Origin of the sequence: Novosphingobium guangzhouense (assembly GCF_002896965.1) — a bacterium.
GTDB classification, from domain to species: domain Bacteria; phylum Pseudomonadota; class Alphaproteobacteria; order Sphingomonadales; family Sphingomonadaceae; genus Novosphingobium; species Novosphingobium guangzhouense.
In genome coordinates this window covers 1-25,656 of sequence record NZ_LYMM01000026.1, presented here as the reverse complement: position 1 = coordinate 25,656, position 25,656 = coordinate 1, and the positions used below count along the sequence as shown (strand labels likewise).

Genomic DNA, 25,656 nt, shown 5'->3' with positions numbered 1-25,656 from the left:
TCGTCAGAGTCCGAGCCCTTCAAGGAGCGCACGCCGTCCCGTGTGGGCGTCGTCATCCTGCCTGTCGATCGTCACGATCTGACCCAGATGTGCCATGCGCGGATGCGTGATGGCCTTGCTCGCCTCGTATTCCTCGGTTTTGAAGCCCATGGCCTCGACGACAAGGTTGCGGATCTCGCCGGTCTCGCGTGAGCGCGCCTCGATCAGGAAGTCGGGACGGCACGGTCCGTCCGGGGTCAGGGTGTCGAAGACCGGCTTGTCGATCGCGAGGTCGATGCCGCGGCCATGAAGTTCCTGTTGGGTCCGCAGGATCGTGCGGAAGACGTCGCGCTCGAAATCGGAATCGACGGGCGCGAAGAGCCGGCCATTGAGGATTGGCTGGGCATAGGCGCGTAGCGGCGCGTAGCCCTTGGCCTCGGGATATTTGCCGACGACGATGATGACCAGGAACGGCCCCGCAATCGGGTTGCCGCGCACCGACGGGGACTGGATGCGGTTGGCGATCGTGACGGTGTCGCCGTCGGGCAGCGTGATTTCCTGACCATGGATGCCCTTGGCGTAGAGAAGGACGAAGCCTTGCGGGGCGTGGTCGCGCGGCCATCTGTCCTCGAGCGCGCGCAGCGTGGCGTAGACGGCGCGGGCCTGAAGCGGCTTCGGGTGGGTCCAGAAGGCTTTCTCCAGCTGGATGCCCGGTGCGATCTCGATCAGACCTGCCGCTCTGGTGAGCGCGGCGAACTCGCGCCGGATCGACCATTCCTCGCGGTAGGCGAGCGGCGCGATGCGATTGACGCCGGCTGCGGCCATGAGGCGCCAGAGCAATCTGGCCAGTCTCGGGATCGAGGCGTTGCGGGTTCGATCATCGTTGGAATCGTCCTCCGGGCGCTGCGCCAGTTTCTCAGGCGCGGGTTTGAGCACTTCGAAGAAGCCTGCAGGCGGTTCCAGCGGGGTCGATCGCGACCGCACTTCGCTGATACGGATCGTCACCTGGTCGCGGAAGAAAGGGCAGTCGGGCAGATGTTCGGGGCGTTTTGAGCTGGTCAGACGACGCAGATAGTAGGTTTCCGCTTCGGAGAGGAATGCAGGGGTCAGGATGGCTGGGACCTTGTCGGCGCCGAGGCAGTCGCAGGCGATCCACTTGTGGCCGATCCGCGCCTGCTGAACGAGGGTGATGCCGGCCTTTTCGTCATGGACAGTGCCTTTGCCGACGTACCATCGGATCAGCGCTGCGCGCAGATCGGGGGGCAGTGGGATGCGATTTGAGCCTTTGCCGTTGGTGTCGCGGGGTACGAGCCACATGCCGGAAGCCTTCCAAAGCCTTTTTCAAAAAAAGTGTTCGTGAGGATCGCCGCGTTGACAAGGGCAAAGCCTCTGAACTCCAATTATCTCATCAAGGCGTTGGAGGGTTCATATGCGAGTACATCGAGCATCAGGTCTGGTCGCGTTACTGTGCGTCATTCCCAATAGTGTGAGCGCTGGCGAAGTAAAAAAGACGCGCAAGGTGGAACTTGTCGTCATGGGACAACCGGCCCCGGCTGCAGACGCCCCCGCAGAGAGGTCGATTGCTGCACCTGACGCAGGGATTCCAGAAGCGTTTCGCGTGCATGACCTGTCGCGCCGCTATGTCGAATATCAGATGGGGCAGGAGTTTAGCGCGCCTGTGGTCGATCAGCCCGATCTTGCCGGTTCCTATGATCTGGCTGCGGCGGCCGTTGCGCCGGTTTCCTCGATCGCGGTGCCGGGGTGGATGAAGGGACAGTATCCCACGCTTGCCTCGGTGCCTTACACACCGGGATGCGCCTCGATCCCCTATCGTCCGGCAGGGTTCCTGAAGCCCGATGCTGAGGCGCGCCGCGCAGCCTATTACGGGATGATGAGCGCGATCGCCTGCGAGCATGGCATTCCGACGGGCCTGTTCGACGCGATGATCATTCAGGAGAGCCGGTATAATCCAGCGGCGATCTCAAGAATGAAAGCCTACGGCCTGGCGCAATTGATGCCGGGGACCGCAGCGCAACTTGGGGTCAATCCCTATGATCCGGTCCAAAATCTGCGCGGCGGCGCTCGTTATCTGCGGACCCAACTCGACAGGTTCGGGCAGGTGCATCTGGCGCTGGCGGCCTATAATGCCGGGCCGGGCCGGATTAAGGGCGGGGTTGTTCCCCGGATCAGGGAAACGCAGGGCTACGTTGCGACCATCCTCGATAATTGGGCGCGGCTGCGTCGTTATGGCGCGGGTCAGCAACAGGCCAGTTTCGTGCCCGAGCCCAAAGGCCGCACTGTATCGGTAGCCGCGTTCTGATCCCTTTCGATTTCGCGCCTTTCTGACCCCTCGTTTAGCGCGAGGGCACGAAAAGAGGGCGGAAGAAGACGCATGCTCCCCCTGGGAGCACGTGGCGGCGTAGCCGACACTCCTGCGGGTGCGGCATTGCGATGGGGCTTCTTTAGGATGCTGGTGTTTCGGCCTTGGATCGTCAGATCGGTGCGTTGGCCGACTTAGGCCAACTCCATTAATCCTTATACTAATATAAATTGGTGAGCGGTTGAGCGCCACAATGAACCTCACGCTAGAAAGCGCATGAAATGGCCGCCTTAGCCCTCGCAGAGGCCCGGCGATCGCGGTCATCCTTATTGTCGATCGCGGCACCGAGCTTGGCGAGCACGCCGCCAATGGCGCCACCAATCGCCAATTCAGCAAATTCCTTGCAGGACAGGGACGCGACCATGGCACTGACCTGCTCGGCCTCATCCGAACGGCGCCAGTCATCATCGACAGGTGTCGGCGCAGCGCGCATCCAGCGTGGCGTATAGCGACGCACGCTCTTTGGCGTCAGGAGGCGGTAGACGTTGGAAGTCTGCTTGAAACGGGGGCCAGGTCCATTGGCTTCAATCCGTTTGAATCGGCGCTGCCGGATGATGAAGCCGATGGCTTCCAGCACGGCCAGAGCGCGCCTTACAGTCGAACGGCCGAGGCCGGTAGCCTCAACAAGATGGTCGTAGCTGGGATAGATCTTGCCGTCACAAAGGCGCGCCAGCTTGGTCAGCTCTTTATAGATCCGCACCGCCGAGGCTGTGAGGGTCGTGATCAACCTCTCTGATGCGGTAAGAGTGCGCAACCCTGCCTTGTACTCGCGCAGCAGCTTTTTGCCGGCATCGAGCGCTTGCTCGGCCATTTTGAGCATGCGATCCGGTTCGCCCTTGCTCGGCACCTGGAAGAATGTGTCCTCAAAGGTGTTCGCCTCGAGGCTGCCCGCCCTGACGGGCGCCCCGGTGCGATGCTTCGCGCCGGAGCGGGACTTCTCGGTATTTACAGGGACGCCGGACAGCACACTTCGTGCCGTGTCGCCTACAGCATAGATCCCCATCGCCTTCCTCCTTGTTGGAGGCCGGACCTGGCAAAGAGATTCCGTGGCGCGAAACGCGCATCCTTGTATCGGGGATCGGGATCGGCTATGTCAGGCCTTGTAACTGAGACCGTTTGCGGTTGGCGCCGCTGACATCTCCGATCGCTAAGCGATCGCTGAAATTGGGATGCCCGGCCTTAGCGCCGGGTTTTCCTTTATTTGGTCACGGCCAAAAAGCTCCTGACTGTAAAAGATAGCATCTTAGAAAGTGAAAGTTTCCGCAGCCGCAACGACGGCAAGCGAATGCGCTGCCTGCGCTCCATGAGTGCAGCAGTGGTATTGCAACAAACGAAATTGCTGAAACGGCGGCCACGCCGGGTTCTCTGCGACCACTTCGAAGAAATTAGACTCCTGACAGTCTAGTCACTACGGGATGCAGACGTTGATCTATCTATAGCCGGGCTATGATCGATCGGTACAAGAAACAGCTATTCGCAGTATGCATTAAATTTCATCGTTCCTGAGGCGGCGAAGTTCCTTTCTATCCGCGACGTCGGAATACGCGTCCTCGACTTGCGCCCAGACACGCTCGATGATCAAGTCACCGTGCGCAGGCCGGACGTCATTCCACTCGAGGCTTGCAATGCGTTCCATCATCTGTCGCATTTCCTTTCGGAAGCGGTTGATGATGCCGGCATAGAATTTGACCTCAGTTTCGACACCTTCCGTGTCGACACCACCCCCAGCACACAGGTCGCTAACCAGTGCTGCCTCTAGCGGCGAAAGATCCAAAGCAGCAGCCACCGCGTGGAACTCGTAAATGTAGATAGGTCTTCGCTTGGAGGGTTCCGGGTGAAACACAGTGTGGGTGCGGGACTTTGAAAGTCCGGCCCTGACCGCAAGATCGCGGTAATGTAGTCCCTCTTGGCCCATTCGCCATCGAACATAGTCAACGAAACCAAACGATTGGACCTCGCCTTTAACAGGGAAATCCCCTTCGGTTGTTGGTGCCCCCATCGCCAATCCTCCGGTAATGCCCCCGCAGGGTTACTCAAAGAGCGAGCGATTGCAAACCCTTCGCAACTGCAATGCGGCAATTGGTCAGAAATAATAATGGCCCGTCAGTTAATGGATTTAACTCCGGGAGCATTTGGCTTTAGTAACTGCCGGTACCTCGCCGCTTCCTGCGACGTAAATCCGATCTTAGTAAGAACTTCTGTTCGATTAGCCTCTACCATAAAGTCAAACATGATTACTGAAAGCGCCTCAGAAAAACCAACCGAAGTCCCTATGATCGATGAAAGATCGATGGCTACGTCGTTTATCTTCCCAGCGTTCGTTTCCAATATCTCAATTTCGAGAGGTATGTTTCCTTTAGCAGGTATTAGCTTGAGATGCTCTTTGAGCGTTGAAGGTGGGTGGTTACGACAAGCGCCCTCCGCAAATTTAACTCGGTCATCAACAACGTCGTTTAATGCCGCATATCGATGCCGCAGGTTCGAATGGAGACGAATACATTCAGTTGTCATCCTGAAATAGTATTCAGAAACATCAATGCGATAGATATTCTTCTCATGATCCATGATTACTCACCACCCCGACGGTCGAATCATCGGTCCCGTTACTCCCTGACTTGCCACAGTACGTCAAAACGCCAATTTTCCAATCACCAGTGCGGGCGACGGCCCTTTATCAACACAGCTAGGCGTTCAATACGCCTTTATCGGACGCGAGACAGGGCGTCCTAGGGTAGGGACACGGGTCCCGGTTCAAGGACCCGCGTCCCCGGACAAGGATGGCCGTCCTGAGATGAGGACGGTTGTCCTCAATTGAGGATCGGAGTCCGCCATCGCGGACCGAGACAGTGATTCGGCGAGCTAATTCATCCGGTCACAAGAAAATAGCAGAACTCCTTATTCGTTCCGACCATTCCAGCTTGATCCCGTTCCTGGGTGTTTCGCAGCCTTCTCTTGGGCGCGCTGAAATGCGCTCGATTGAAGGAGACTCTTATATGAAGACCCTGCTCAACCGCGGCGTGAGCCGTGAAGCCACCGCAGCCGCAGTCATCGGCCTTGCCGCTGCTGCCGTTGCATTCGCCGGTCCGGCTTTCGCCGGCGCCGACACCACCTTCGACACCGCGCTGACGCAGTTCACCGGCTTCCTCGAAGGTTCGGGCGGCAAGATCATCACGGTGCTCTCGCTCGCGGGCGGTATCGTCGGTCTCGCCTCGGGCCGTTTCAGCCTCGGCCAGGTCGCGATCCCGGTCGGCGTCGGCGTGGGCGCTGGCACCGGCATTCCGATCGTCACCTCTACCGTCACCGCCACGATCTGATCCCGAACGCCGGCGAAGTAGCAGCTTCGCCGGCACCTTTTGGAAGGTGGCATGGCATGGCGGCCGACAAGTATGTGATCCCCTCTCATCTGGATGATCCCGAGTTGATCGGCTTCTGGACGCTTGATGAGTTTCTCGCGATGGTTCTCCCGTTCATCTGGGGAATCCTGTCCCAACACATTGTCATCGGGATTGGCTTTGCCGTCCTGGGATGGTGGGCTTTGCGGAAAGCCAAGGCGGGACGGGCAACATCGTGGCTGATCCATCTCGCATACTGGCACCTGCCGGGCGGGTTTCCGTCGCTGCGGGCCACGCCGCCTTCCTACCTTCGACTGATGGTGGGCTGACATGGAATTTTCTTATCAGCACGCGCAGAGCCAACGCATCCTGCGCCAACGTAACATGCTCGGGGTAACTGCGCTCGTTCTTGCAGGCGTCGTCGCCCTCCTCCTCCTCTTTTCGGTCACGCGCAGCCGCGAAATCGTGCTCCAGCCTGTCCTGCGCTCGCCTCTGACGCTGTCGAGTGCGGGCGTCTCGCGCGAGTATCTGGAGCTGATGACCCGTGACACTGCCATCCTGACGCTGGATCGCTCACCGGGCAGTCTCGACTACTGGATGAAGTCGGTGCTCGAGATCGTGTCGCCGCGCGCGCAGGGCAAGATCAAGGCGGACCTGCTGGAAATCGTCAATGAGCAGCGCGGCTCGAGCATCTCGCAGTATTTCCAGATCCAGTCGATGGAGATCGACAGCGCGAACCTGCGATCAACCGTCACCGGCAAGCTCAACACGGTGGTCGGCCAGAAGGTGGTTTCCAGCGACATTCGCACCTTCCAGTTCAGCTGGGAATATTCGGGGCTCTCCCTGAAGCTGATCGGCTTCGGGATGGTCCAGCCTGAAAAGAAGAAAGGCGGGCTGTCATGACACCCACCCAATACCTGATCGGCTCGGCCATCGCCGGCGCCGCACTTTGCTCGCGCATGTGCATCGTAAGCCGCACGACGGGCGCCTTGCTCATTGCCGCGTCGGCAATGGGCATTTCGGCGCCTGCGATGGCGCTGGGCGACCAGACGCTGATGGCTTCGGACGGCAGCCAGGTTGAATGCAGCGCCTCGGCGCGCGATCTGACCCGAATCAGCCTTGTTGAGGACGAGTTCGCGTCTGTCTCGAAGATCAACACGGGCAACCCGGCAGACGATTTTAGCGTGGTCAACGAGCCGGTGCGCGGCGACATCTACCTGTCGGTGCCCGATGGCTTTGCCCGCCCTGCCCTGTCGTTCTTCGCGACCTCCAAGCGCGGCTATGTCTACAAGTTCATCTGCCGCATTGCGGGCGATCAGGCGGTGCAGGTGTTTATCTCTAACCCGGCAATCGCCAAGGCCGATGCCGCCGAGGCAGGACCGCAGAACGTCCAGCAGGCAAGTTCGCAGGATCGGGCGATCGAGCTGGTGCAGGCGATGTACGGCGGTCAGATCGTCGATGGCTACGAAATGCGCCAGCGCTCGCTGCGTCCCGTCTACGTGGGCGACCTCAAGGTCCAGATGATCGCCGAATATCGCGGTTCGGAAATGACCGGCCGCGTCCTGCGCATCGAGAACAAGGGCGCGCAGGAAACGACCCTTACCGAGGCCAGCGTTGCGCCGGCTTCCTCGCTTGCGGTTTCGATCGCCGAGCCGCGCCTCGCGCCCGGCAAGGTCACGACCGCGTACCTTGTCTCTCGCACCGGGAACTGAGCCATGGACTTGAAGGGTATCTTCTCGCGCTCGCGCAAATCGCTCGATGGCCCGGAAGGGGGCGATGGCGTTTCGCCGGTCGGCAATGAACTCGACGGCAACACCGAGACGCGCCGCAAGCAGCGCATGCTTCTGAGCGGGGTCGCGGTTGTCGGTGTCGTCGCGGCAAGCATGTGGATCTTCTCCGACAACGGGAAGGTCGCAGGCCATGCCGACGACGAGATCGAGGACGTTCAGGTTTCGACCAAGGACATGATGAACCGCAATCTCTCCGAGCAGGAGTGGATGGCGCAGTCGGAAAACCGCTTCCAGAGCCAGGAGAACCAGCTCAAGTCGGTCGGCGGCACCAATGCCAAGGTTGCGCAGCTATCCGAGCAGATCGAGGCGCTGCGCGCACAAAACCAGTCCATGACGGTCGATGGACAGCGGGTGGTCAGTGCCTACCAGACCGAGAACGAGCAGCTCCGGCGCCAGATCAACGAGCGGGCGACGCCGGTGGCTCCACCGCCCGGTCCCGCCGCCCTTTATGGACCGAACTCACCGACTTATCAGCGTCCTGACGCTGGTGGCGCAGTTGGACCGGACTCGCCCGCAGCCAATTCTGGGGGTGGCCGGTCCAGCGAAGTCAAAATGGTCTCCTTCAACAGCGGTGAGACGGGCAATGCCAAAAAGGTCGAGAAGGGCAACACGGTCTACACCGATAGCCCGAACTATCTGCCGCCCAACAGCTTCGCGACCGCCAAGGTTATCGTGGGTGTGGATGCTGCCGCAGGCGTACAGAGCCAGACCGATCCGCTCCCGGTTGTCTTGCGTGTCACCGGGCCTGCGCGGTCGGTGCTGCAGAATGGCAAGCTGCTGACGACCAAGATTCAGGGTTGCCTCATCAACGGCGCGGCGCGCGGCGAATTGTCGAGCGAGAAGGTCTACGTCAAGCTGCAGAAGATGACCTGCCCGCAGCCGGGTGGGCGCTACGCCGTATCCGAGGTCAAGGGCTTCATCGCCTTTGGCGGCAAGACGGGCGTTCGCGGCCGTGTCGTCAGCCGCGAGGGCAGCCTTATCAGCCAGGCATTCATCGCTGGCCTCGTCGGCGGCTTCGGTCGAGGCTTTGCGGCCAACTCCAACAACGCCCTCACGCAGCCCAACGTCATCGTCGACGGCAAACGCCAGGATCTGTCGATGGGAGACATCGCCAAAGGCGGCCTTGGCGAGGGCGTCTCGCAGACCGGCGACATGGTCAGCAAGTACCTGATCGAGCGCGCCGAACAGTACCAGCCTGTCATCGAAATGCCGACCGGCGTCGATGTCGAAATCGTCTTCCTGGAGGGTGTCTATGTCCGCAACTGAACATCATGATGGCGGTGCCCAAAGCGTCGTTCCTGACCTGGACACCGAGCTGAAGCGCCCATGGATGCGTAGCGCATTCCTCTATTTCACCTGCGGGCTCGCATTTGTTGGCGGTGGGGTCGCGACGCTCGCCTATGCGCGTGATTACATCGCGCCGCCGAGCAAAAGCGTCGCCGAGCTTCTGAAGGCGCGCCTTCCCAAGACCAAGGTCACGAGCGTCAATTGCGACAAGGTCGATGGCCTGTGCGAAGTCACCGCCGGCAGTAACCTGTTCTACATCGACCGCACCGCGCGCTATCTGGTGATCGGCCGCGTCTACGACATGGAGACGCGCCAGGATCTGACGGCAACCCGCCTGCTCGAGATGAACCCGGACATGCTGCTGGGAGCATCGGCCAAGGCCAACGCTGCGGGCGCCGAGGACAATGAGCCTGCGCTTGCCGCCCGGCCCGCTGCAGCTGCCAAAGCCGCGGCTGCCGCTGCACCGCTGCAGAAACTGCCGCTGGGCGAACTGCCCAAGGATGGCGCGATCGTCTGGGGCAATTCGTCGGGCAAGACGGTTACGGTATTCAGCGATTTTCGCTGCAGCTACTGCCGTGCTCTGAGCAACACACTCTCCTTGATGAACGTGCGCGTCGTCGAGCGGCCGATCTCTGTGCTGGGCAGCCGCGACATTGCCGACAAGGTCTACTGCGCGAAGGACAAGGCCAAAGCCCTTCATGCCGCCTATTCCGGGCAGGACATCAAGGGGACCGGTCCTTGCGATACCAAGGGCCTGGATGCCAACGAGGCGTTCGCGCGCAAGCATGGTCTGGGCGGTACGCCCGTCATCGTGCGTGACGATGGCAGCGTGCTCGAGGGTTACAGGCCCAAGGAGTTCCTTGAGAATTGGCTCAAGGGAGGTCAGTCGTGATCCGGGGCCGCATCGGCCTTGCCGGCGTGCTGCTGGCCAGCGCCAGCCTTTCTGGGTGCATGTCGCTGGGCGGCAATGTGAAGGGCGATTTCGCTTGCCGCGCGCCGGATGGCATCTGCGCGCCGAGCGGCACGATCGACGATCGCGCCCTCGCCATGATCTCGGGCGAGGAAGGCGATCGCATGATCGCTCCTGCTGGTCCTTATGTGGAACCGCCAGCGGAAGGGCGAGGCTACCAGAAGGCCAGCTCGCCGGTACGCACACGCGAGCGGGTGCTTCGCATCGTCTTTCCGGCACAGATCGACGCTTCGGGCAGGCTTCATGAACAGTCGGCGGTTCATGCGGTCGTCGAGCGGGGCGAGTGGACCGAGGCCCTAGCCGGTAATGCCGTAGCGCAAACGCCCGATGAAGTGGCGGCGTCTGCAGGTCGCGATACGCTTCTCGCAGCTGTCGAGCGCGCAGAACCGCCGATGATCGAGACGCTGGCGGTTGATCCTGATCTGCCGACGCCGGAAGCCGTCGCCATGGCGCGGGCTGCCGGCAATGGCGGAGAAGTCCAGTCGCCCGATCCTGTCGGGGACATCAAGGACCAGGTCTCGCGTACCCTGACCACGCCGCGCAGGCCAAGGGCTGCGAAGCCAGCGACCGCAAAGCCGGTTGCGGCTTCCACGCCCTCGCCTACTCCCCAACCTCAACAGGCCTCCGACGCTCGGCGTCAGGCCGAGCCCAAGCCTGTCGCGCAGGCGCCGGTCGTTCAACCGGTGCCTGCTACCCCCCTCGCATCCCCGTTAACTGGTACCGCCGCCAACGGCGGCGCCGTGGCCGATGGCGTGGCTGCAGGACCGATGATCTCGGTGCCCCAGCATGCGACCGCCAAGGGCAAGACCGCGATTGCCACTGTGGAGGCTGATCCGGCGATCCGTTCTGCGCTTGGCCGGGCTGCGCCTGAAGCCAAGGCGGCCGCAAAGGACGCCAGTCCCCTGCCAGTGATGCGAGCTGGCTCGTTTCCGGGAGTGCAGCCATGAATATGTTCACCAAGATCATGGGCACGCTGCTTGGCGACAACGCCAAGCCCGAAACCAGTCGGCCCGATACGACGGTTCCCCGTCTCGTCCATTGGCTGCCCTATCGCAGCTATGATCCCAAGACGCACCTGTTCTACAACAGTTCGTCGCGTGGCTTCGTCCTCGAAGCGACGCCGATGATGGGGGCGAATGAACGCACCTCGGAAATCCTGACGCAGTTCCTTTCCGAAGGCATCCCGACGCCGGGTTCGCTCCAGTTCCATGGCTGGATGAGCCCTCGTGTGGGCGAGCGCCTGTCCCAATGGTATCTGCCGCGTTTCATGGCCGGAAGCGTCTACGAGCGCATGGCCAAGCACCGCACCGAGTACCTGCTCGATGGTGTCTGGAACTCGCTGTCCTCGGCCGCGCCGTTCCATTTGCGCAACCATCGCCTCGCGATTTCCTACGCCACCCCGGAATCGAGCCGGGTGACGAACGAGGAAATCGTCTCGGTTCTCGAAGGTTTGGTGTCCTCGCTGGAATCGATCGGGATCTATGCGCGGCCGATGGACCCGCAGGCGCTGATTGCGTGGATCGACGACTTGACCTCGCCCACGACGGCACCGGGCGACGATAACATCATCTACAATCCGTTCGATCCGATCGCTGATCAGGCAGTGCGGCACGATCTGGAGATGAAGATCGAGCCGGATCGTATCCTGCTTCGCACCGAGCGCTTTCGCCCGACTGGCAAGATGGTCGACGATGCGCCGGAGATTGGCGAGATCTATCCCGACGTCTTCGATGTGCGCTCTTTCTCGGTTCGCAACCTTCCGCAGCGCTGGGCGCCGTGGGACATGGCCAAGCTGATTGGCGATATGTTCGCTGACAAGCTGCGCATGCCTTGCCCGGTATCGACGAACCTGTGCCTCGATTTCCCCGACGCGGAAGACGGCATCATGAAATCGCTGCGCTGCCTCATCGCGATTTTCGCGATGTTCTTCGCCTCGGCCATGCTTGCCCCATCGGCGCAGGCGCAGTCGCGCTGCACTGGCAAGTTCGTGAACCCGATCACGGACGTATGCTGGTCGTGCCTCTTTCCCCTTTCGATCGGTGGCCTCAGCATTTGGCCAAGCACGCGCCCCGACACGAACAATCCCAGCCTTCCGATCTGCGCCTGCGGTAGCCCGATTCCGCGCATCGGCATCGCAGCGGGTTTTTGGGAGCCGGTTCGCCTTGCTGACGTTTCGGTGAAGCCGTGGTGCTTCGTGAACCTTGGCGGCATGAAGATCGCGCCGGGGTTCGACATCGGCCAGGGCCAGTTCACGGGGCCCTCGCAGGTCGGCGGACAGGCGCAGAATACGTCCAAGTGGCACGTCCATTGGTACGTCTATCCCCTCCTCTACTGGATGGAGATCCTGACCGACTTCCTCTGCTTCGAGCAGGCGTCTTTCGACATCGCATACATGACCGAGGTCGATCCGCTCTGGCAGGACGACACGCTGACCACGATCATCAACCCCGAGGTGGTGATATTCGCCAATCCGATCGCCAAGGCGGCCTGCGCCGGTGACTGCATTGCCGCAACCGCGCGCTTGCCGCTCGATGTGACGTTCTGGTGCGCGGGCTGTCAGGGCTCGATGTACCCGATGAACGGCAATATCTCGTCCTCGATCGGCCATGTGCAGGCATCGCGCCTCGCCCTCTCGCGCTTCGCCTTCAAGATGCATCGTCAGGGCCTCGCATGGGGTACGATGGGCAGCAAGGGCATGTGCGACAAGTACCTGATGCCGGTGCTCAAGAAGCAGCAGTACCGCATCCAGATGACCAATCCGATCCCGACGGTGAGCGGGAAGCTGGGTTGCTCGCCCATCGGCGCTTCCACCCTGCCGCCCCAGACTGGCCGTTCCTATCCCGTCCAGGGCGAGGACATGGGCTACCTCGTCTGGCGCAAGCGTAACTGTTGTGTGCGAGCGCCGTGACGGCGCAGAAAGGAAATATGTATGTAAACAACATCATATCCTTTCGATCGTCTTGCTGACGATTGACCGGTGGCTGCGATGCCACCCCACTCGGCGGAAGGAGCCGGGTCGGAAGGGGGTCTCCAAGGTTTTCCACGTTCCGGCGGACGGCCTCAAAGCAGGAGACCTTAACTGCACCGGATGCGGCCCGTCAGCCGCAGGTCGGGCTACCACAGGTCCTATGGTGAGATAAAAGCGAATGACGTGTCTGAAGCCTCTTTATTTACAGTTGAACTCCCGATCACCTGACGGGGTGGGGAGATCGCGGTGCGAACCGGTTGGTTTGGCATGCTGCCTTCTGGTGAATTCTCGCAGAGTATTCGTGTGCGGATCGTCCTTTCTTGTCCGCATGCCTGAACCGCAAGGGGTTAAGCGTCGCACCTACGGGTCCAAGGTTGATCGTCGGAACACGGGAACCATCATCGTCCGCCTGCTTCGGAGCAGGCTATCCGCGGAGACCGGGGATGGGCGCTGGCGGGGCGGAGCCTGCGTAGTAGTCCGAGGGCGGGAAAGCCGTCCACATGGCGAAGGCGGGCAGGAAGTCGGTGTGCTTTCATGACGGAGGAACTATCAGTGGACTCTGATAATCAAGCCTCTCAGGCTTGGCTCCTCAGCGTTCAGCGCAAGCTATACCAGTGGAGTCGGGAAAACCTCGAGACACCATATCGTGATCTGTGGAATTGGGTAACCGATCCCCGCAATCTGTACATGGCCTGGAAGACGATTGCCGGTAATCGCGGCAAACAGACGCCGGGAGTCGACGGGGCGACCGTAGAGAAAATTGCTACCGGCAAAGGGGTCGGCCTTTTCCTTCATGAGCTCCGAGAAGAGCTCCGGTCGGGCGATTATCGTCCGTCTCCTGCACGAAGGAAGTGGATCCCCAAGCCCGGCAAACCGGGGAAGTTCCGACCCCTCGGTATCCCTACGGTCAAGGATCGCGTGGTGCAGTGCGCGGTCAAACAAGTACTGGAGCCGATCTTCGAGGCCCGGTTCTGGCCTGTCTCATACGGGTTTCGGCCCGGACGAGGTAGTCAGGCCTGCCTCGAACATATCCGTGTGACCATCCAGTCGCGGGGCAAACCTGCTGCCGATGGCTACCGACATGATGCGCCGTATCAATGGGTCATCGAAGGTGACATTGAGGCCTGTTTCGACAACATCGGCCATCACCCTCTGATGGAACGCGTGCGCCACGGCGTCGCGGACCGCAAGGTGAACCGGCTGATCGTGCAGTTTCTCAAAGCCGGAGTACTGGAGGATGTCTCGTACAGTCCAACAGACACCGGCACACCGCAAGGTGGCGTACTTTCGCCGTTGCTGGCCAACATCGCGCTTGGCGTGATCGAGGAACGGTATCGACAATGGGTCCGCCGCCCCGAAGACCCCCGGCTGAAATCCGATGGGATCAGGCTGGCGGCCATCAAGCGCGACAAGGACCGGAGGGCCGGTCGAACGGTCTTCTACCCTGTCCGCTATGCCGATGACTTCCTGATTTTCGTGTCAGGGACGGAAGCTGATGCTCTTGCCGAAAAGCAGGCGCTGGCCTCCTACCTGTACGAAACGATGGGTCTGACGCTCTCGCCTGAGAAGACGCGCATCACCGCGCTGACCAAGGGCTGTCGGTTCTTGGGATGCCGTGTAAGGCTCAAGTGGGACAGGCGGTTCGGGCTGCATGCCCGCATCGAAATCCCCCGCGAGCCGATCAACGGCTTCCGCATTCGGGTAAATCAACTGGCTCGTCGCCAGACGCTTCGGCGTTCGCTCACGGCCATGCTTCAGGAACTCAATCCATACCTTCGGGGGTGGTCCGCCTATTATCGCTACTGTTTGGGGTCCAAACGCATCTTCGCCAGTCTCGACTGGCATGTGCGTCAACGTCTCTGGCTGTGGCTGCGGGCCAAGCACGCAGGTGTCCCCGGGAGGAAGATCGCATCGTGGCGCCGACCCAGTACCGCGCACTCCGGTGCCAAGGTCTGGGCTGAAGGCGGCACAGAACAGTTCTTGATGAGCTACGTGCCGGTCCACCGGTTCGATCTCAAATGGATGAGAAAACCCGAGTTCGCCAAGACTTTTGGAGAGCCGGATGCACAACGAAAGGTGCAAGTCCGGTTCGGAGAGCAGGCGTGGGAGACGGGCGGTGGAGACACCGCACCGCGCCCACGTCTGACTCTACTCTAGGAGACATATCCGATGCGACGCAGAACCATCGTGATTGCAGCCCTTGCCGGTATTTCGGCAGTCGCCGGCATCCAGGCCATCGCCCAGAATATCGACGGTCTCGATCTTGAGGCCGTGCGCAAGCGCGCGGCCGCGATGCAGGAAGACGCCCAGACCTTTGCCGATCACGTCAAGGGCCGCGGCGAAGCCTTCCGCGAGGAGGCACTGGCCGTCCAGCAGCAAGGCACCGATAGCCTGACCGATCTGGCCAAGGCGGATCTACCGATGAACGGCGATGGCCCTTTCGACTTCGACGAGATCATCCAGGGCGCCTCGCAGAATGTTGCGGCCAAGAAGGGTGATGCGCCGCAATTCATCGTGTTCGCGAGCCTGTCCATGCCGCCCAAGGCGCTTCGCCAGATGATCGCGGACACGTCGAAGGCCGGTGGCATCATCGTGTTCCGGGGCTTCCCGAATAACTCCCTGAAGGCGTTCACGACGGCGCTCTCCAAGGTGGTGACGGAGCAGGATCAGCTTTCCAACGTCGGGATCGATCCCCGCCTCTTCCGCGCTTTCGATGTGAAGGCGGTGCCGACCTATGTCGCGGTATCGTCCGACTTCGATTTGTGCGCGGGTCTCAACTGCAAAACGGTGGTTCCGCCACATGATCGCATGACCGGCAACGTCTCGGTCAACTATGTGCTCGAGTCCTTCGTCGATGGGCACGGCCCGGGTGCCGGCGTTGCGTCCGTCGCACTGCGCAACATGGGCAAGGCCAGCTAAGATGCGCCGTTTCGCCCTTTCCCTAATCCTGCCGATTGCTTTCGCGGGTGCCGGCGCAGTGCTCGCGCAGAGCACGGTGCAGGAAGCCAAGGAGGATGGGAAGAATTTCGCAACGGACATGCGCGCCAATGACGCATTGGTGCCGAGCGAAACCATGCGCGATCAGGTGCCCGGCTATCAGGGGACCGATCTGCCGCAGAGCAGCTACTTCGACGATCCCGACAAGCTGGTAGCCGATGCCGGCGCGCAGGCGAGCAGCAATGAGGCTTTCGCGGTATCGACGGATCGCAACAAGACGCGGCCTGTGTTCGATGCCCAGGAGATCCTCGACACGACGCGGCGCGCGACCGAGATCGAGGCGAACCCCGATACCTACCTGCAGGGTGAGCAGATGGGCGGTCAGGCGGGGAGCTGCACACCCCTGCCTCCCGGTGGCGGGAACGTCAGCTATTACGAGGCGACCTGCAACTATGGGTCCAAGCTGGACGAGGTGCCGCGCACTTGCACATCGACGCTGAATGTCTCGGTCGAAAATCGGACGCTGTGGTATTACCACATGTCGGACAAGGGCCCTTATGTTGATCCGGACAGCATGGCTGACGAGATCGCTGCGGGCACCTGCAAGGCCGTCGGTACGGCACCTTACTGCGCAACGATGGCAGAATATGGATCGCAGGCCGCAGGCAGCTGCAACAAGGATTTCGGCAACTACCCGTTGCACGTCATGGAATGTTCGGTTCAGGCCAGCGTGGTTGGGAATCCGCTTCCTTTCAGCGGCAATTATCCCGTCATTTCGCGAACGACCGGGCAGCACTGGTTCAAGGTCGATAACGCGGCGCCGGTCATCACGACCAACAAGGTCAACGGCTGCACGGCGCTGGAGAATAATTCGCAGTGCGTGGCGCAGAGCGCCGAGGTCTGCACGGACAGCGACCCGCAGACGCGGATCATCAACGGGGTGCCGGTAACGCAGCCCTGCTGGGCCTGGCAGACCAACTATACCTGCAACGAGATCACCCAGGGCAATGATTGCGGCGAACTGGATGACAAGCCGGAATGCACTTACGTTCGCGATGAGTGCATCGACGATGAGGATGACCCGGATTACACGCCCGGGGCCTGCAAGGTCAGCCAGAAGGTCTATCGGTGCCCGGTTCCGACGACTCCGGGGAATGATCCAAAGCAGTATGTCTGCGGGAACGACGTCTACTGCATCAATGGCGATTGCGAGACGATCGAGCGTGAAGCCTCGACCGAGTTCAAGGATGCGCTGGTCGCGCTGCACGCGCTGGGCCAGGCAGGCGAAGAGTTCGACGAGGAGAATTTCACGGTCTTCTCCGGTGAGCGTGACACCTGCCACAAGCCGGTTTTCGGTCTGGTCAATTGCTGCGCGGGTAAGACGTCGGGGCTTCTGACCGCTGGTGCCGGCGCTGCCGCTATTGCCGGGGGGCCGACGGCGATCGCCGCACTGGCGACGCCGTTCCTCACCATGTTCCTGTGCTCCACCGACGAGAAGATGCTCGACATCAAGGATCGCATGGGTTTCTGCCACAAGGTTGGCACTTATTGCTCATCGAGCGTGCTGGGCATCTGCAAGACCAAGCGCACCGCCTATTGCTGCTTTGAGAGCAAGCTCTCGCGCATCCTGCAGGAGCAGGGCCGCCCCCAGCTAGGCAAGCCGTGGGGCAAGCCCAAGAAGGAGCAGTGCCAGGGCTTCACCATCGACGAGTTTTCGCGCCTCGATCTGTCCGTGATGGACTTCACCGAGGTTTATTCCGAGTTCGTGGACGCCGCCAAGCTGCCCGACGAAGTCAGCACGCTCAGCGAAATTCAGGACAAGATCCAGGACTACTATGACATCCACACCAGCCAATGACGCCGGCGGCGCGGGGGACAAGGTGCCATGCCTGATCAATATGAGCGTTCTCGACCTTGCGATCTTCATGCGGGTTCACCGTGTCAGCAAGGCGGCGGTAGCCGGCGAGGTATCTGCAACGCTGGGACACTGGTTCGATTGCCACTTCGACGCTTTCGAGATCGAGCAGCGGTTCCGCGCGATGATCGAGAAGGGGTGGCTCGTTCGACGGATGGGCGGGGTCCGCCCAACGCTCGATGGGCGCCGGCACGGCCGCACGCATCTGCACGGTCTGGTGCGAATGATGGATCAGGGCACGAGCATGCTCGATGTGGCCCGGATGATGTCCGTTTTGGGCATCGCGATGCAGGAACTGGATGGGGAGCACTCAGTCGATGATGACCAATAAGCGCAACGCTCTGGAGATCCGCAGGGGCGTCTCGGACTCGAAGCCGGCGCGCCTCGCCCGCCTTGGTGCCATTGTTCTGGCTATCGCCCCTGCCCTGTCGGCGCCGGCTCTTGCGGCCGACGACGATGCCGGGATCAGTGAGGTCGAAGGGAATGATGACTTCTATTGCCGCGAGCGCAAGCTGGGGCAGTGGTTCTATTGCGAGAGGCCCAAACCGAAGCCGAGCGAACAGAAGGCGGCCGAACCGGTGCAGTCTGCCAGCGAGCGCATGGCAGCGATCGCCAAGCAACTCGACGAACTGAAGGCGCGCGCGATCCTTGAGCCGAGTGAAGAGAATGTGATCGCCTATGTGCGTTTCCAGCGCGAGCAGCTCGATCGCGCTTCCACCTTCTCCGACACCTGGCAGCGCGCCCTGTGGCAGAACCCGGACATTGACTACACGCTGCAGCGGCCCGTCTCGACGGTGGCGAAGCGGGCATGGACCGACAACCGCACGTCCGATCGCAGCCAGCTGCTGTCTCACCTCGGCCAGCGCTACGGCATGTTCTACTTTTTCGCGCAGAGCTGCGGCGCTTGCGAAATCTTCGCGCCGATCCTGCGGTCGGTCGCGGATTCGCATGGTCTGGCTGTGATGGCCGTCTCGACGGACGGTGGGCCGAGCAAGGACTTCCCGAATTACGTGGTCGATTCCGGCCAGCGCGAGCGCATGGGCGTGCCCAACGCAACGCCGGCACTGGTCCTGTTCGATACCGCCACCAGGAAGACCGTGCCGATCGGTTTCGGCATCCTCTCGGCCGACGAAATCATGGACCGCATCTTCATGCTCACCAACACCAAGGTCGGGAGTGATTACTGATGGTTGACGTGGCCCCCTCCCCTCGCGGCAAAACCCAACCCTCCTCTCGCTTCCGCGCATTTCGTCGGCGGCTTGCCGCCGCCGCTCTGAGCCTCGGGGCCGCCAGCATGGTGCCGATCGGAATTGCGAGGGCTGACGTTGCCAGTTCGATGAACTCGTTCTTCAACGATGCCGGCGGCGCCGCCAACGTAACCGGCCCGACGGCCTATCAAGGGCAGTCGGCGGGTTACTATTCGCTCGGGAATGCCTGGACGCGCTTCCCGCAAAAAAGCGTGTCGCCGTTCAACCTGCAGCTGCCCAGCGCCCGCGCGGGCTGTGGCGGCATCGACCTGTTCACCGGGTCGTTCTCGTTCATCAATGCTGCCGAAATGGTGGCCATGCTCAAGGCCACGGCCAACAATGCGCTTGGTTTCGCCTTCAAGCTTGCGATCGACAGCGTCTCGCCGGAGATCGGCAAGATCATGGGCGAGTTTCAGCAGGCCGCCCAGCAGATGAACCAGATGAATATCTCGTCGTGCGAGGCGGCGCAGGGTCTGGTCGGAGCTGTATGGCCCCAGATGCAGGGCGCGCGATCGACAATCTGTGCGGCCGTCGGCAACAGCCAGGGGGTGTTTTCGGATTGGGCGCGCTCAAGGCAGGGTTGCGGGGCTGACGGCCAGATCGATGATGTGCTCGCCAACAACAGCGATGCCACCATGAACGAGCATATTCCGGGAGAGCCGCGCAATTACACATGGGAGGCCCTGAAGCGGTCGCAGAAGTTCGGCGCTTTCGACGCCGAGTTTTCCGAATACCTGATGACCGTCGTCGGGACGATCATCGTCAACAAGGCTGAGGGCAGCAATCCGGCCTCGATCCAGTACATCGGTCCCGCCGAGGATGCTGTTGTGACAGCGCTTCTGGATGGTACGCAGACCGGGAATACGGCGAAGATCCTGACCTGCACCGATGATGACAAGTGCCTTCAGGTTTCCGAGCAGAACCTATCGATTCCGACTAACGTGGCGCTGCGTCCGCGGATCAAGGCCATGATCACCTCGATGCGCGACAAGATCCGCACCGATGCTGCGCTTTCGTCGGCCGAGCAGCAGCTTTTGTCGCTGACTACCGTGCCGCTCTATAAGCTGCTTGCCGTCGAGGCCATGGCCCACGGCAGCTTCAGCGAAAGTGAGTCCGATGCGCTCGCGGAGATCGTGGCCGTCAATCTCCTGAGTTCAATGATCGAGAACATGCTCGACCGGGTCACGCAATCGCAGGTCCATTTTCAGCCAGCGGATCAGGCGACCGCCGAGACATGGCGCAAGCAGCTCGGCGAGGCGCGTTCCAAGTACGCTGAGCGGGATGTGAAGGTGAAGAACACGCTCAACATCTCGATCGCGCTCATCAACAAGTCAATCGCGCTGGAATCGACGCTGCAAAACGCAATGTCGCCGGGGATGGCGGCCGCGCTGAACTTCTCGCGCGGCCTAAACGTCCAGGGTCTCAATTAAGCGGGTAGGAAACAGGCATGGTCGAGGTCTTCACGATTGGCGGCGGTGAGTACATCGTCAACACCTTCAACGCCGTGGCGGCTTGGACAGGTGGTGGCGGCTATGGATCGCTCATCAAGGTCGTCATGGTGATCGGTCTTATCTATGCCCTGCTCTCCGTGGCGTTCACGCTGAATTTCCGCGTCTGGATGAACTGGTTCCTTGGCTCGACGCTGATCTATTCCTGCCTGATGGTTCCGACCGTCGATGTGAAAGTGACAGATCGGATCAACCCTTCCCTCGCCCCCGCGACGGTCGCCAACGTGCCGCTTGGACTTGGCGTGATCGCCAGTTTCTCAAGCCAGGTGGGCGATTGGCTGACTCGCACGGCCGAGACCGTCTTCACGATGCCGAGCCAGCTCAACTATTCCAACAACGGCATGATCTACGGATCGCGCCTGTTTGACGCGACCCGCAACTTCCAGATCCGCGATGCCGAGTTCGCGACCAACCTGCAGAACCACTACAAGAATTGCGTGTTCGGCGATGTTCTGCTGAATTTCAAATCCCTCACGGATCTGGCGAGTAGCACCGACCTCTGGGCGTCGATCGGTCCCGGATCTCCGGCCCGGTCGCAGGTATGGCTTGAACGTGACGGTGGTGGCTCCGTCAACAACACCATCATCACCTGTCAGGTGGCCTATCAGGCGCTGACAGGCCTGTGGAACACCATCATCGATGCGTCCACACCGCTTTGGGGCCGCCAGACCTACACGAACCTCAGTGAGACGGCTGCGGCAGCGAAGCTGCGGCAAGACGTCCCGATCGTGAACCAGACCTTCACCGGGTCGTCCAGCGATTATACCTCCTCGATGCGGCAGAATAGCGCCATCAACGCTTTCATGCAGGCCCGGGACGCGATGGGCGGCAGCACCGGCGGCGCCTCGATGGACGCCTTTGCGACAACCCGCGCCGACATCCAGGCGCGCAACACCTACAACTCAATCGCCCAGCAGGCGATGTCGTGGGTGCCGATCCTCAATATCGTGCTGACTGTTGTCTTCTACGCCATGTTCCCGGTGATCTTTCCGCTGTTCCTGATGCCCCAGACCGGGGTGCAAGCGCTCAAGGGTTATGTGACGGGGTTTTTCTACCTCGCTGCCTGGGGGCCGCTTTACGTCATCCTCCACATGATCTGCATGACGCGCGCGGAGAGCGCATCAAACGCGGTGTCCCAGGGCGGTCTCACGCTCTCCAGCTACGCAGGGATCGGCGCGGTTAATGCCGAGACCGCGACGATCGCCGGCTTTATGTTGATGAGCGTGCCGTTCATTGCCGCGGGGCTCGCGCGCGGAGCCATGAGCATTTCCGGGCAGGCGACCTCGATCCTCGCGCCGGCGCAGAACGCGGCCGAAGCGGCGGCCGTCGAGCAGACGACCGGCAATTATTCCTATGGGAATACCAGCTTTGCGAACCTGACATCGAACATGCGCCAGAGCAACCAGTGGTCGGATGCGCCGACATTCTCGACGGGCGCCTCGTCGTTCACAGTGAGAAACGATAACGGCTCTACCGATTCCTTCATGGCTGATGGATCGATCATCACAGATGTCAGTGGAGGCATGTCAAAGCTCGCCTTCTCGTCGACACTCAACAGTTCGCGTGTCGCGGAGATGCGACAGCAGCTTAGCGCCGTGCAGCGCGCCGCTCGAAGCGAGGAGGTCAGCGCCGGACATGTTACGACTGCAGCGCATACCGACAGAAGCGGAAGAACGATTTCCAGCGAAAGCACGCACGGCAGCGAAAGTGCGAATGGCACCCAATCGGGTGAAAATCATGAGCAGTTCGATCGAACATCCAATTCCGCAAATAATGGTATCGAGACACGTTCAGGCATAACAGACACCTCAAAGGTCGATAACGGCGTGGGCCGTGTTTCTCGACAAATCGATGGTACGCAGGGAGGTGTAAGTGCCGGATTTAGCGGCAATGGTCGAAGCAAATCGGCCCAGTCTTCTGGTGGAAATGGAAAGGATCAAGGTCCGGGCAAAAAGGATGTTATCAGCCAAGTTAAGGATGCTCTTCCTAGTGTCAGCGGCAGCAAAAACTGGACAGACAATCAAATCTGGGATCTGTCTCATAACACAGGTAGAACTGTCACAAGCGATGATGCCTCCAGCGTGACCGATTCCATGCGATTTGAGCATGGCAACGGCGATAATTACGCAGTGACCGATGGTTCCTATAGCCGCGGCGGTTCGTTCGCACGTTCTGCCCGAAGTTCAATCAGCGTGGTCGGAAGCGACGACTCTCTTACCGATGCATATTCGCACGAAAATAGGCTGCGCCAACTTAATGAATTGGCCGAGCAACTCTCCAATGACATCAGCTATGCTGAAAGTCATAATATGCAGTTTAGCGAGAATTTGAGCCAAGAACTCGCTGAGTGGTATCGGCAGGAAGCAAATCGTATGCCCCCTGGTATTGCCCCGGAACTTCATCAAACCACGTTCACCGTACAGGAACGGCAGGTTAGGGATGCAATGATCTCCAAGTTCCTCGATGAGCGGAGCCAGGCGATTTGGGATGCGGTCGGGCCGGAGATGATGGCATCGCCATTGAATGAGATTGATCCTTCTGCCGTAAGCCCGGACGATGCGAGCGTTCGCGCGCGTTACCATCCACGAGGTTTGGCGGGTGTAACGACCCTATCGGGGCCTGCAGGACCGGGGGATGCAAGCGCTAAGGTTGAGGCCGGGAAGCAGGAACTGCAAGCGCTCGGCGAAGCGAAACGCATGATGCGCGCCGGTTATGTGAGTAAAGGGGCCGCTGTCCAATCCATGGTCAATGATGACATGGACAAAGGATTCTTTAACGATCCTAATTTGAGGAAATGACAAAGTACCCCACAAGGAAGAAAGCCAGCATGAGGACATATCCAAGCACGTAACCGATCTGACCACCAAGAGTCTCGTTGCCATTTTCGTCGGTGTAAGGCTCAATATTGCAATCAGGCCCGCTCGTATCCTGAACGATCAGCGGCCCGCCCTTAAGGTCAGACGTTGCGTTGTAGATGTTCCAATCAATCTGACTCATGGCGCGGACCTCCAAGCCATGAATCGCATAAAGGTGTGAAATTGGCAACCTTGAGGCCTGAAGCCGAGTCCGCAGAAGTGTTCGATGATCCGATAAGCTACTCCACCCTAGGGTTCTCGTGGCTGGTCGTATCAGCGCTAGGGCTACTGCCCCTTGCGGAAGCCTTTTTGCATCGTTCGCCATCGATCACCCCCCAGGTCGTCATCGCTTTTCTCATTGCGGTTGGCAGCGGCGCGGTCTTACGACGCAGATACACTTGGGTCGGCGTGGCCCTGCACATCTACAGCCAGATCGCGATATGGCTTTCCCTGTTTTGCGCGTCCCTTACCATGGTTTTAATCTGGGTTGGTCCGCAATAAGGTAACCAGGAGAGGCAATCATCACAGTCCATCTTCGACCGCTTTTTCGATAGCGGTCGCTCCTCGTCCTTCTATTTTGCGCCGGGAACAGCAGTCCACTCGCGCTCATCCTATCGGCATTGTGGGCCGCATCGAGTTGGGACTAGAAGCGGTCCATCTCAGCGCTCAGTGGCTAGAAAAGAACCTTGGCTGTCACTTTACCACCGGTAAAGTGACACGACTGTCCCATTTGCCTCCCTGCATGGAATAGGGATTCACATCTGGTGTCGGCCGTGCTTGATTCATGAAATGTTCCAGGCCGATCTTTTCCGCGACAGCAGACCTTCCGAACCGATGCGCCTCGCTGCGCCGCCCCCGACCACCACGGTCTCGATCCTCGAGCGCCTTTCCACCAGCTGCAAACGTCCGCGCTACGCGTTCATGGTACTCAACCTGCTTGTCGAAGCCAGTCAGCGCACCGGCTCTGCCGGGCCCTATGTCCTCGTCGGGGAGGTGCGTGTGCCGGTTCGCGACTGGCTTTGCGATGCTTTGGTTCCCGTCGCTCAGCGCGACCCCCGACGTCTTTCAATCGAAGGTCGCGTCCGCCAGACCCTCGAGGATGCGTGTGCGCTGCCGCCGGATCCCGATGTCGCGCAGCGCTTGATCGACAAGAAGGTTCTTGAACGTGTCCGCATTTCAGGTCGTACAAACGTTAGTCGGGCCGTGAGCGAATTGGTCCGAGCCGGATTGGTCAAGCGACACTACCAGGGCTTCCGGGTTGATCACCACAATCGCGGAGCGAAGCGACAGGCCGTCTATGTCGTGACCGATCCGGTAATGCGGGCTCTTTCGCGTGCGACCACCTGACGTCGGGATGCCCCTGCCAGACGAAGAATAGTATCCTTGCCTAACTTGGCAGCGAGGTCGCGGGTTTTCGGGTCGGGAAAACCGGGCCAAGCACTGTCATTTTCTCAGCTTCAAAGGGGCGCTGAAGCAGCCGGATCGCGTCGTAGGAGCCCCGGAGCCAGATATCGATGTCGTCAGGATCGAGGATCGTCACCATTGCCTTGGGGTGGATCGGTTCGACCAGCGAATTGGCATTGCACGTCACCATGGTGAAGCCGTTCCCCCCTCCGGTGCCCTGCCAGAACCCGGCCACGGCGAAGACTGGCTGATCCGTAACCGAAAACCACATCTCGCCTTTCAGTGGCGGCTTACCGTCGCCAAGGTCATGCTTTTGGGGGGTGAATTCGCAGAACTCGGTGAGCGGCACGACGCACCGGCTTTCCGGCCGGTCGGCAAGCCGCCTCCATTGCGGGAGGGAAAGGTTGCGAACGTTGGTCATTGGATAGGGCGCTTTGCCGCCCAGGACGTCCCAGTTCATTACGTCCCATGCCCGAACGCCATCCTGCTCGCGGATGACGTACGCCCTCCCCTTGGGCCGTAGCTCGTGGGGATCGAAGCGATTGTCGCGTGGGCGCTCGCTGAAAAGCTCGGCGACCGATCCCCAAATCGTTTCGATCTCACCTTTCATGCGGGCGCGGTTACACATGGGTCAACTCCTGCGAGACGATGGTCTACTATGTCCGGCCGCTGTTCGTTGCCACCCTAGCGCTTCAGAGATTGCCCTGTTCATCCACCGGAACCTCATCTCCGGGCGCGAAGTAGAGGGAGGCACATTCCGCCCGCAAACGGCCCCCTTCGAGAGCAAGGTCGTCGCGAAACGCGTCCTTGATAAAGTCCATGGTGTCGAGGTGCCGGTCTTCAAAATACATCTGGTGAACGTCGTCGCGACCCGCACCATAGACTATGCGCCCCACCTTCGCCCAGATCGAGGCCATTGTGCACATGCCGCATGGCTGCAGGGTCGAGTAGAGTGTCGCGCCCCGAAGGTCCATGTCGCCGTGCGCCGGCCCTGCACCGCGAAAAGCCATCATTTCGGCATGGGCCGTCGCGTCGCAAGTCTCTTCGGTCTCGTTGACTGCACGGGACAGCTCGCGGCCATTCA

The 25,656-nt window shown here is 60.6% G+C and carries 24 protein-coding genes and 1 pseudogene; 18 read left to right on the top strand and 7 right to left on the bottom strand.

All coding sequences use genetic code 11. The features are described 5' to 3' along the window. Positions 1–3: 3 nt before the first annotated feature. On the bottom strand, positions 4–1,296 hold the full coding sequence (locus A8V01_RS07780; protein WP_103095362.1) for a hypothetical protein: 1,293 nt from the start codon (positions 1,294–1,296) through the stop codon (positions 4–6). A gap of 301 nt (positions 1,297–1,597) precedes the next feature. Here A8V01_RS07780 and A8V01_RS07775 point away from each other — a divergent pair, with 301 nt between their 5' ends. Next, positions 1,598–2,299, top strand: a complete 702-nt coding sequence (locus tag A8V01_RS07775) for a lytic transglycosylase domain-containing protein (protein WP_245892376.1) — start codon at positions 1,598–1,600, stop codon at positions 2,297–2,299. Positions 2,300–2,564: 265 nt separating this feature from the next. Here the strand turns inward: A8V01_RS07775 and A8V01_RS07770 are convergent, their stop codons facing one another. The 3 genes from A8V01_RS07770 to A8V01_RS28120 all read right to left on the bottom strand — a co-directional run bounded on the left by A8V01_RS07770 (position 2,565) and on the right by A8V01_RS28120 (position 4,924). Then, complete coding sequence (locus A8V01_RS07770) at positions 2,565–3,362, bottom strand: helix-turn-helix domain-containing protein (RefSeq protein WP_103095360.1); 798 nt, start codon at positions 3,360–3,362, stop codon at positions 2,565–2,567. 483 nt (positions 3,363–3,845) lie between these two features. Continuing rightward, the gene (locus A8V01_RS07765; RefSeq protein ID WP_146037222.1) at positions 3,846–4,358 is read right to left on the bottom strand and encodes a hypothetical protein; all 513 of its coding nucleotides are present in this window, start codon (positions 4,356–4,358) and stop codon (positions 3,846–3,848) included. A 104-nt stretch (positions 4,359–4,462) separates the two neighbouring features. Continuing rightward, positions 4,463–4,924, bottom strand: a complete 462-nt coding sequence (locus A8V01_RS28120) for a hypothetical protein (RefSeq protein WP_146037221.1) — start codon at positions 4,922–4,924, stop codon at positions 4,463–4,465. 428 nt (positions 4,925–5,352) lie between these two features. Here A8V01_RS28120 and A8V01_RS07760 point away from each other — a divergent pair, with 428 nt between their 5' ends. The 16 genes and pseudogenes from A8V01_RS07760 (at position 5,353) to A8V01_RS07690 (ending at position 23,111) form a co-directional block, all read left to right on the top strand. Further along, the gene (locus A8V01_RS07760) at positions 5,353–5,673 is read left to right on the top strand and encodes a hypothetical protein (RefSeq protein ID WP_008831576.1); all 321 of its coding nucleotides are present in this window, start codon (positions 5,353–5,355) and stop codon (positions 5,671–5,673) included. Between the two features lie 56 nt (positions 5,674–5,729). After that, a complete protein-coding gene (traL, locus tag A8V01_RS07755; protein ID WP_103095359.1) occupies positions 5,730–6,020 on the top strand; it encodes a type IV conjugative transfer system protein TraL in 291 nt (96 codons plus the stop codon). A 1-nt stretch (position 6,021) separates the two neighbouring features. Continuing rightward, complete coding sequence (locus A8V01_RS07750; RefSeq protein WP_103095358.1) at positions 6,022–6,594, top strand: type IV conjugative transfer system protein TraE; 573 nt, start codon at positions 6,022–6,024, stop codon at positions 6,592–6,594. After that, positions 6,591–7,403, top strand: a complete 813-nt coding sequence (locus A8V01_RS07745) for a type-F conjugative transfer system secretin TraK (RefSeq protein WP_103095357.1) — start codon at positions 6,591–6,593, stop codon at positions 7,401–7,403. Before A8V01_RS07750 ends, A8V01_RS07745 begins: the two co-directional genes overlap by 4 nt. Before the next feature lie 3 nt (positions 7,404–7,406). Then, positions 7,407–8,747 carry a TraB/VirB10 family protein gene (locus tag A8V01_RS07740; protein WP_103095356.1) on the top strand — a complete coding sequence of 447 codons (1,341 nt, stop codon included), beginning with the start codon at positions 7,407–7,409 and terminating at the stop codon, positions 8,745–8,747. Positions 8,748–8,811: 64 nt separating this feature from the next. Then, on the top strand, positions 8,812–9,660 hold the full coding sequence (locus A8V01_RS07735; RefSeq protein WP_245892375.1) for a DsbC family protein: 849 nt from the start codon (positions 8,812–8,814) through the stop codon (positions 9,658–9,660). Beyond that, entirely contained in the window at positions 9,657–10,685 is a 1,029-nt protein-coding gene (locus tag A8V01_RS07730; RefSeq protein ID WP_103095354.1) for a TraV family lipoprotein, read from the top strand. The genes A8V01_RS07735 and A8V01_RS07730 overlap by 4 nt, the downstream gene beginning before the upstream one ends. Next, positions 10,682–11,554 (top strand): annotated as a pseudogene (locus tag A8V01_RS29165) (conjugal transfer protein TraC); the annotation flags it as partial. The gene A8V01_RS07730 and the pseudogene A8V01_RS29165, both read left to right, overlap by 4 nt. Positions 11,555–11,623: 69 nt before the next feature. Next, the gene (gene traU / locus A8V01_RS29160) at positions 11,624–12,646 is read left to right on the top strand and encodes a conjugal transfer pilus assembly protein TraU (protein WP_245892383.1); all 1,023 of its coding nucleotides are present in this window, start codon (positions 11,624–11,626) and stop codon (positions 12,644–12,646) included. A 594-nt stretch (positions 12,647–13,240) separates the two neighbouring features. Continuing rightward, a complete protein-coding gene (gene ltrA / locus A8V01_RS07720) occupies positions 13,241–14,863 on the top strand; it encodes a group II intron reverse transcriptase/maturase (protein WP_103095352.1) in 1,623 nt (540 codons plus the stop codon). A 12-nt stretch (positions 14,864–14,875) separates the two neighbouring features. Then, on the top strand, positions 14,876–15,625 hold the full coding sequence (gene trbC / locus A8V01_RS07715) for a type-F conjugative transfer system pilin assembly protein TrbC (protein WP_103095351.1): 750 nt from the start codon (positions 14,876–14,878) through the stop codon (positions 15,623–15,625). A gap of 1 nt (position 15,626) precedes the next feature. Continuing rightward, positions 15,627–17,501: a conjugal transfer protein TraN gene (locus A8V01_RS07710; protein WP_211294981.1), complete on the top strand. Its 1,875-nt coding sequence runs from the start codon at positions 15,627–15,629 to the stop codon at positions 17,499–17,501. Between the two features lie 40 nt (positions 17,502–17,541). Further along, entirely contained in the window at positions 17,542–17,889 is a 348-nt protein-coding gene (locus tag A8V01_RS07705; RefSeq protein WP_146037220.1) for a hypothetical protein, read from the top strand. Next, positions 17,876–18,745, top strand: a complete 870-nt coding sequence (locus A8V01_RS07700; RefSeq protein WP_103095349.1) for a conjugal transfer protein TraF — start codon at positions 17,876–17,878, stop codon at positions 18,743–18,745. The genes A8V01_RS07705 and A8V01_RS07700 overlap by 14 nt, the downstream gene beginning before the upstream one ends. After that, positions 18,745–20,235, top strand: coding sequence for a conjugal transfer protein TraH (locus A8V01_RS07695; protein ID WP_425437286.1), 1,491 nt, complete (start codon positions 18,745–18,747; stop codon positions 20,233–20,235). Before A8V01_RS07700 ends, A8V01_RS07695 begins: the two co-directional genes overlap by 1 nt. A gap of 17 nt (positions 20,236–20,252) precedes the next feature. Next, the gene (locus A8V01_RS07690) at positions 20,253–23,111 is read left to right on the top strand and encodes a conjugal transfer protein TraG N-terminal domain-containing protein (protein ID WP_103095348.1); all 2,859 of its coding nucleotides are present in this window, start codon (positions 20,253–20,255) and stop codon (positions 23,109–23,111) included. Here the strand turns inward: A8V01_RS07690 and A8V01_RS07685 are convergent. Further along, complete coding sequence (locus A8V01_RS07685) at positions 23,095–23,310, bottom strand: hypothetical protein (RefSeq protein WP_103095347.1); 216 nt, start codon at positions 23,308–23,310, stop codon at positions 23,095–23,097. The two genes, A8V01_RS07690 and A8V01_RS07685, sit on opposite strands and share 17 nt — an antisense overlap. 647 nt (positions 23,311–23,957) lie before the next feature. Between A8V01_RS07685 and A8V01_RS07675 the strand changes: the two genes are divergently transcribed. Next, positions 23,958–24,515 (top strand): hypothetical protein, encoded by a 558-nt coding sequence (locus A8V01_RS07675; RefSeq protein WP_103095346.1) that lies wholly within the window; start codon positions 23,958–23,960, stop codon positions 24,513–24,515. A gap of 40 nt (positions 24,516–24,555) precedes the next feature. Here the strand turns inward: A8V01_RS07675 and A8V01_RS07670 are convergent, their stop codons facing one another. Then, positions 24,556–25,200, bottom strand: a complete 645-nt coding sequence (locus A8V01_RS07670; protein WP_103095345.1) for an SOS response-associated peptidase family protein — start codon at positions 25,198–25,200, stop codon at positions 24,556–24,558. 64 nt (positions 25,201–25,264) lie between these two features. Then, positions 25,265–25,656: nucleoside deaminase (locus A8V01_RS07665; protein WP_103095344.1), on the bottom strand; the 392-nt coding region annotated here is incomplete at its 5' end.

Coding starts and splice junctions, on each gene's coding strand:
- A8V01_RS28120 (WP_146037221.1), bottom strand. CDS start 4,924: ATGGATCATGAGAAGAATATCTATCGCATTGATGTTTCTGAATACTAT.
- A8V01_RS07735 (WP_245892375.1), top strand. CDS start 8,812: ATGCGTAGCGCATTCCTCTATTTCACCTGCGGGCTCGCATTTGTTGGC.
- A8V01_RS07740 (WP_103095356.1), top strand. CDS start 7,407: ATGGACTTGAAGGGTATCTTCTCGCGCTCGCGCAAATCGCTCGATGGC.
- A8V01_RS07670 (WP_103095345.1), bottom strand. CDS start 25,200: ATGTGTAACCGCGCCCGCATGAAAGGTGAGATCGAAACGATTTGGGGA.
- A8V01_RS07675 (WP_103095346.1), top strand. CDS start 23,958: ATGTTCCAGGCCGATCTTTTCCGCGACAGCAGACCTTCCGAACCGATG.
- A8V01_RS07760 (WP_008831576.1), top strand. CDS start 5,353: ATGAAGACCCTGCTCAACCGCGGCGTGAGCCGTGAAGCCACCGCAGCC.
- A8V01_RS07710 (WP_211294981.1), top strand. CDS start 15,627: ATGCGCCGTTTCGCCCTTTCCCTAATCCTGCCGATTGCTTTCGCGGGT.
- A8V01_RS07750 (WP_103095358.1), top strand. CDS start 6,022: ATGGAATTTTCTTATCAGCACGCGCAGAGCCAACGCATCCTGCGCCAA.
- A8V01_RS07690 (WP_103095348.1), top strand. CDS start 20,253: ATGGTCGAGGTCTTCACGATTGGCGGCGGTGAGTACATCGTCAACACC.
- traL (WP_103095359.1), top strand. CDS start 5,730: ATGGCGGCCGACAAGTATGTGATCCCCTCTCATCTGGATGATCCCGAG.
- trbC (WP_103095351.1), top strand. CDS start 14,876: ATGCGACGCAGAACCATCGTGATTGCAGCCCTTGCCGGTATTTCGGCA.
- A8V01_RS07770 (WP_103095360.1), bottom strand. CDS start 3,362: ATGGGGATCTATGCTGTAGGCGACACGGCACGAAGTGTGCTGTCCGGC.
- A8V01_RS07745 (WP_103095357.1), top strand. CDS start 6,591: ATGACACCCACCCAATACCTGATCGGCTCGGCCATCGCCGGCGCCGCA.
- A8V01_RS07765 (WP_146037222.1), bottom strand. CDS start 4,358: ATGGGGGCACCAACAACCGAAGGGGATTTCCCTGTTAAAGGCGAGGTC.
- A8V01_RS07685 (WP_103095347.1), bottom strand. CDS start 23,310: ATGAGTCAGATTGATTGGAACATCTACAACGCAACGTCTGACCTTAAG.
- A8V01_RS07700 (WP_103095349.1), top strand. CDS start 17,876: ATGATGACCAATAAGCGCAACGCTCTGGAGATCCGCAGGGGCGTCTCG.
- traU (WP_245892383.1), top strand. CDS start 11,624: ATGAAATCGCTGCGCTGCCTCATCGCGATTTTCGCGATGTTCTTCGCC.
- A8V01_RS07780 (WP_103095362.1), bottom strand. CDS start 1,296: ATGTGGCTCGTACCCCGCGACACCAACGGCAAAGGCTCAAATCGCATC.
- A8V01_RS07695 (WP_425437286.1), top strand. CDS start 18,745: ATGGTTGACGTGGCCCCCTCCCCTCGCGGCAAAACCCAACCCTCCTCT.
- ltrA (WP_103095352.1), top strand. CDS start 13,241: ATGACGGAGGAACTATCAGTGGACTCTGATAATCAAGCCTCTCAGGCT.
- A8V01_RS07705 (WP_146037220.1), top strand. CDS start 17,542: ATGAGCGTTCTCGACCTTGCGATCTTCATGCGGGTTCACCGTGTCAGC.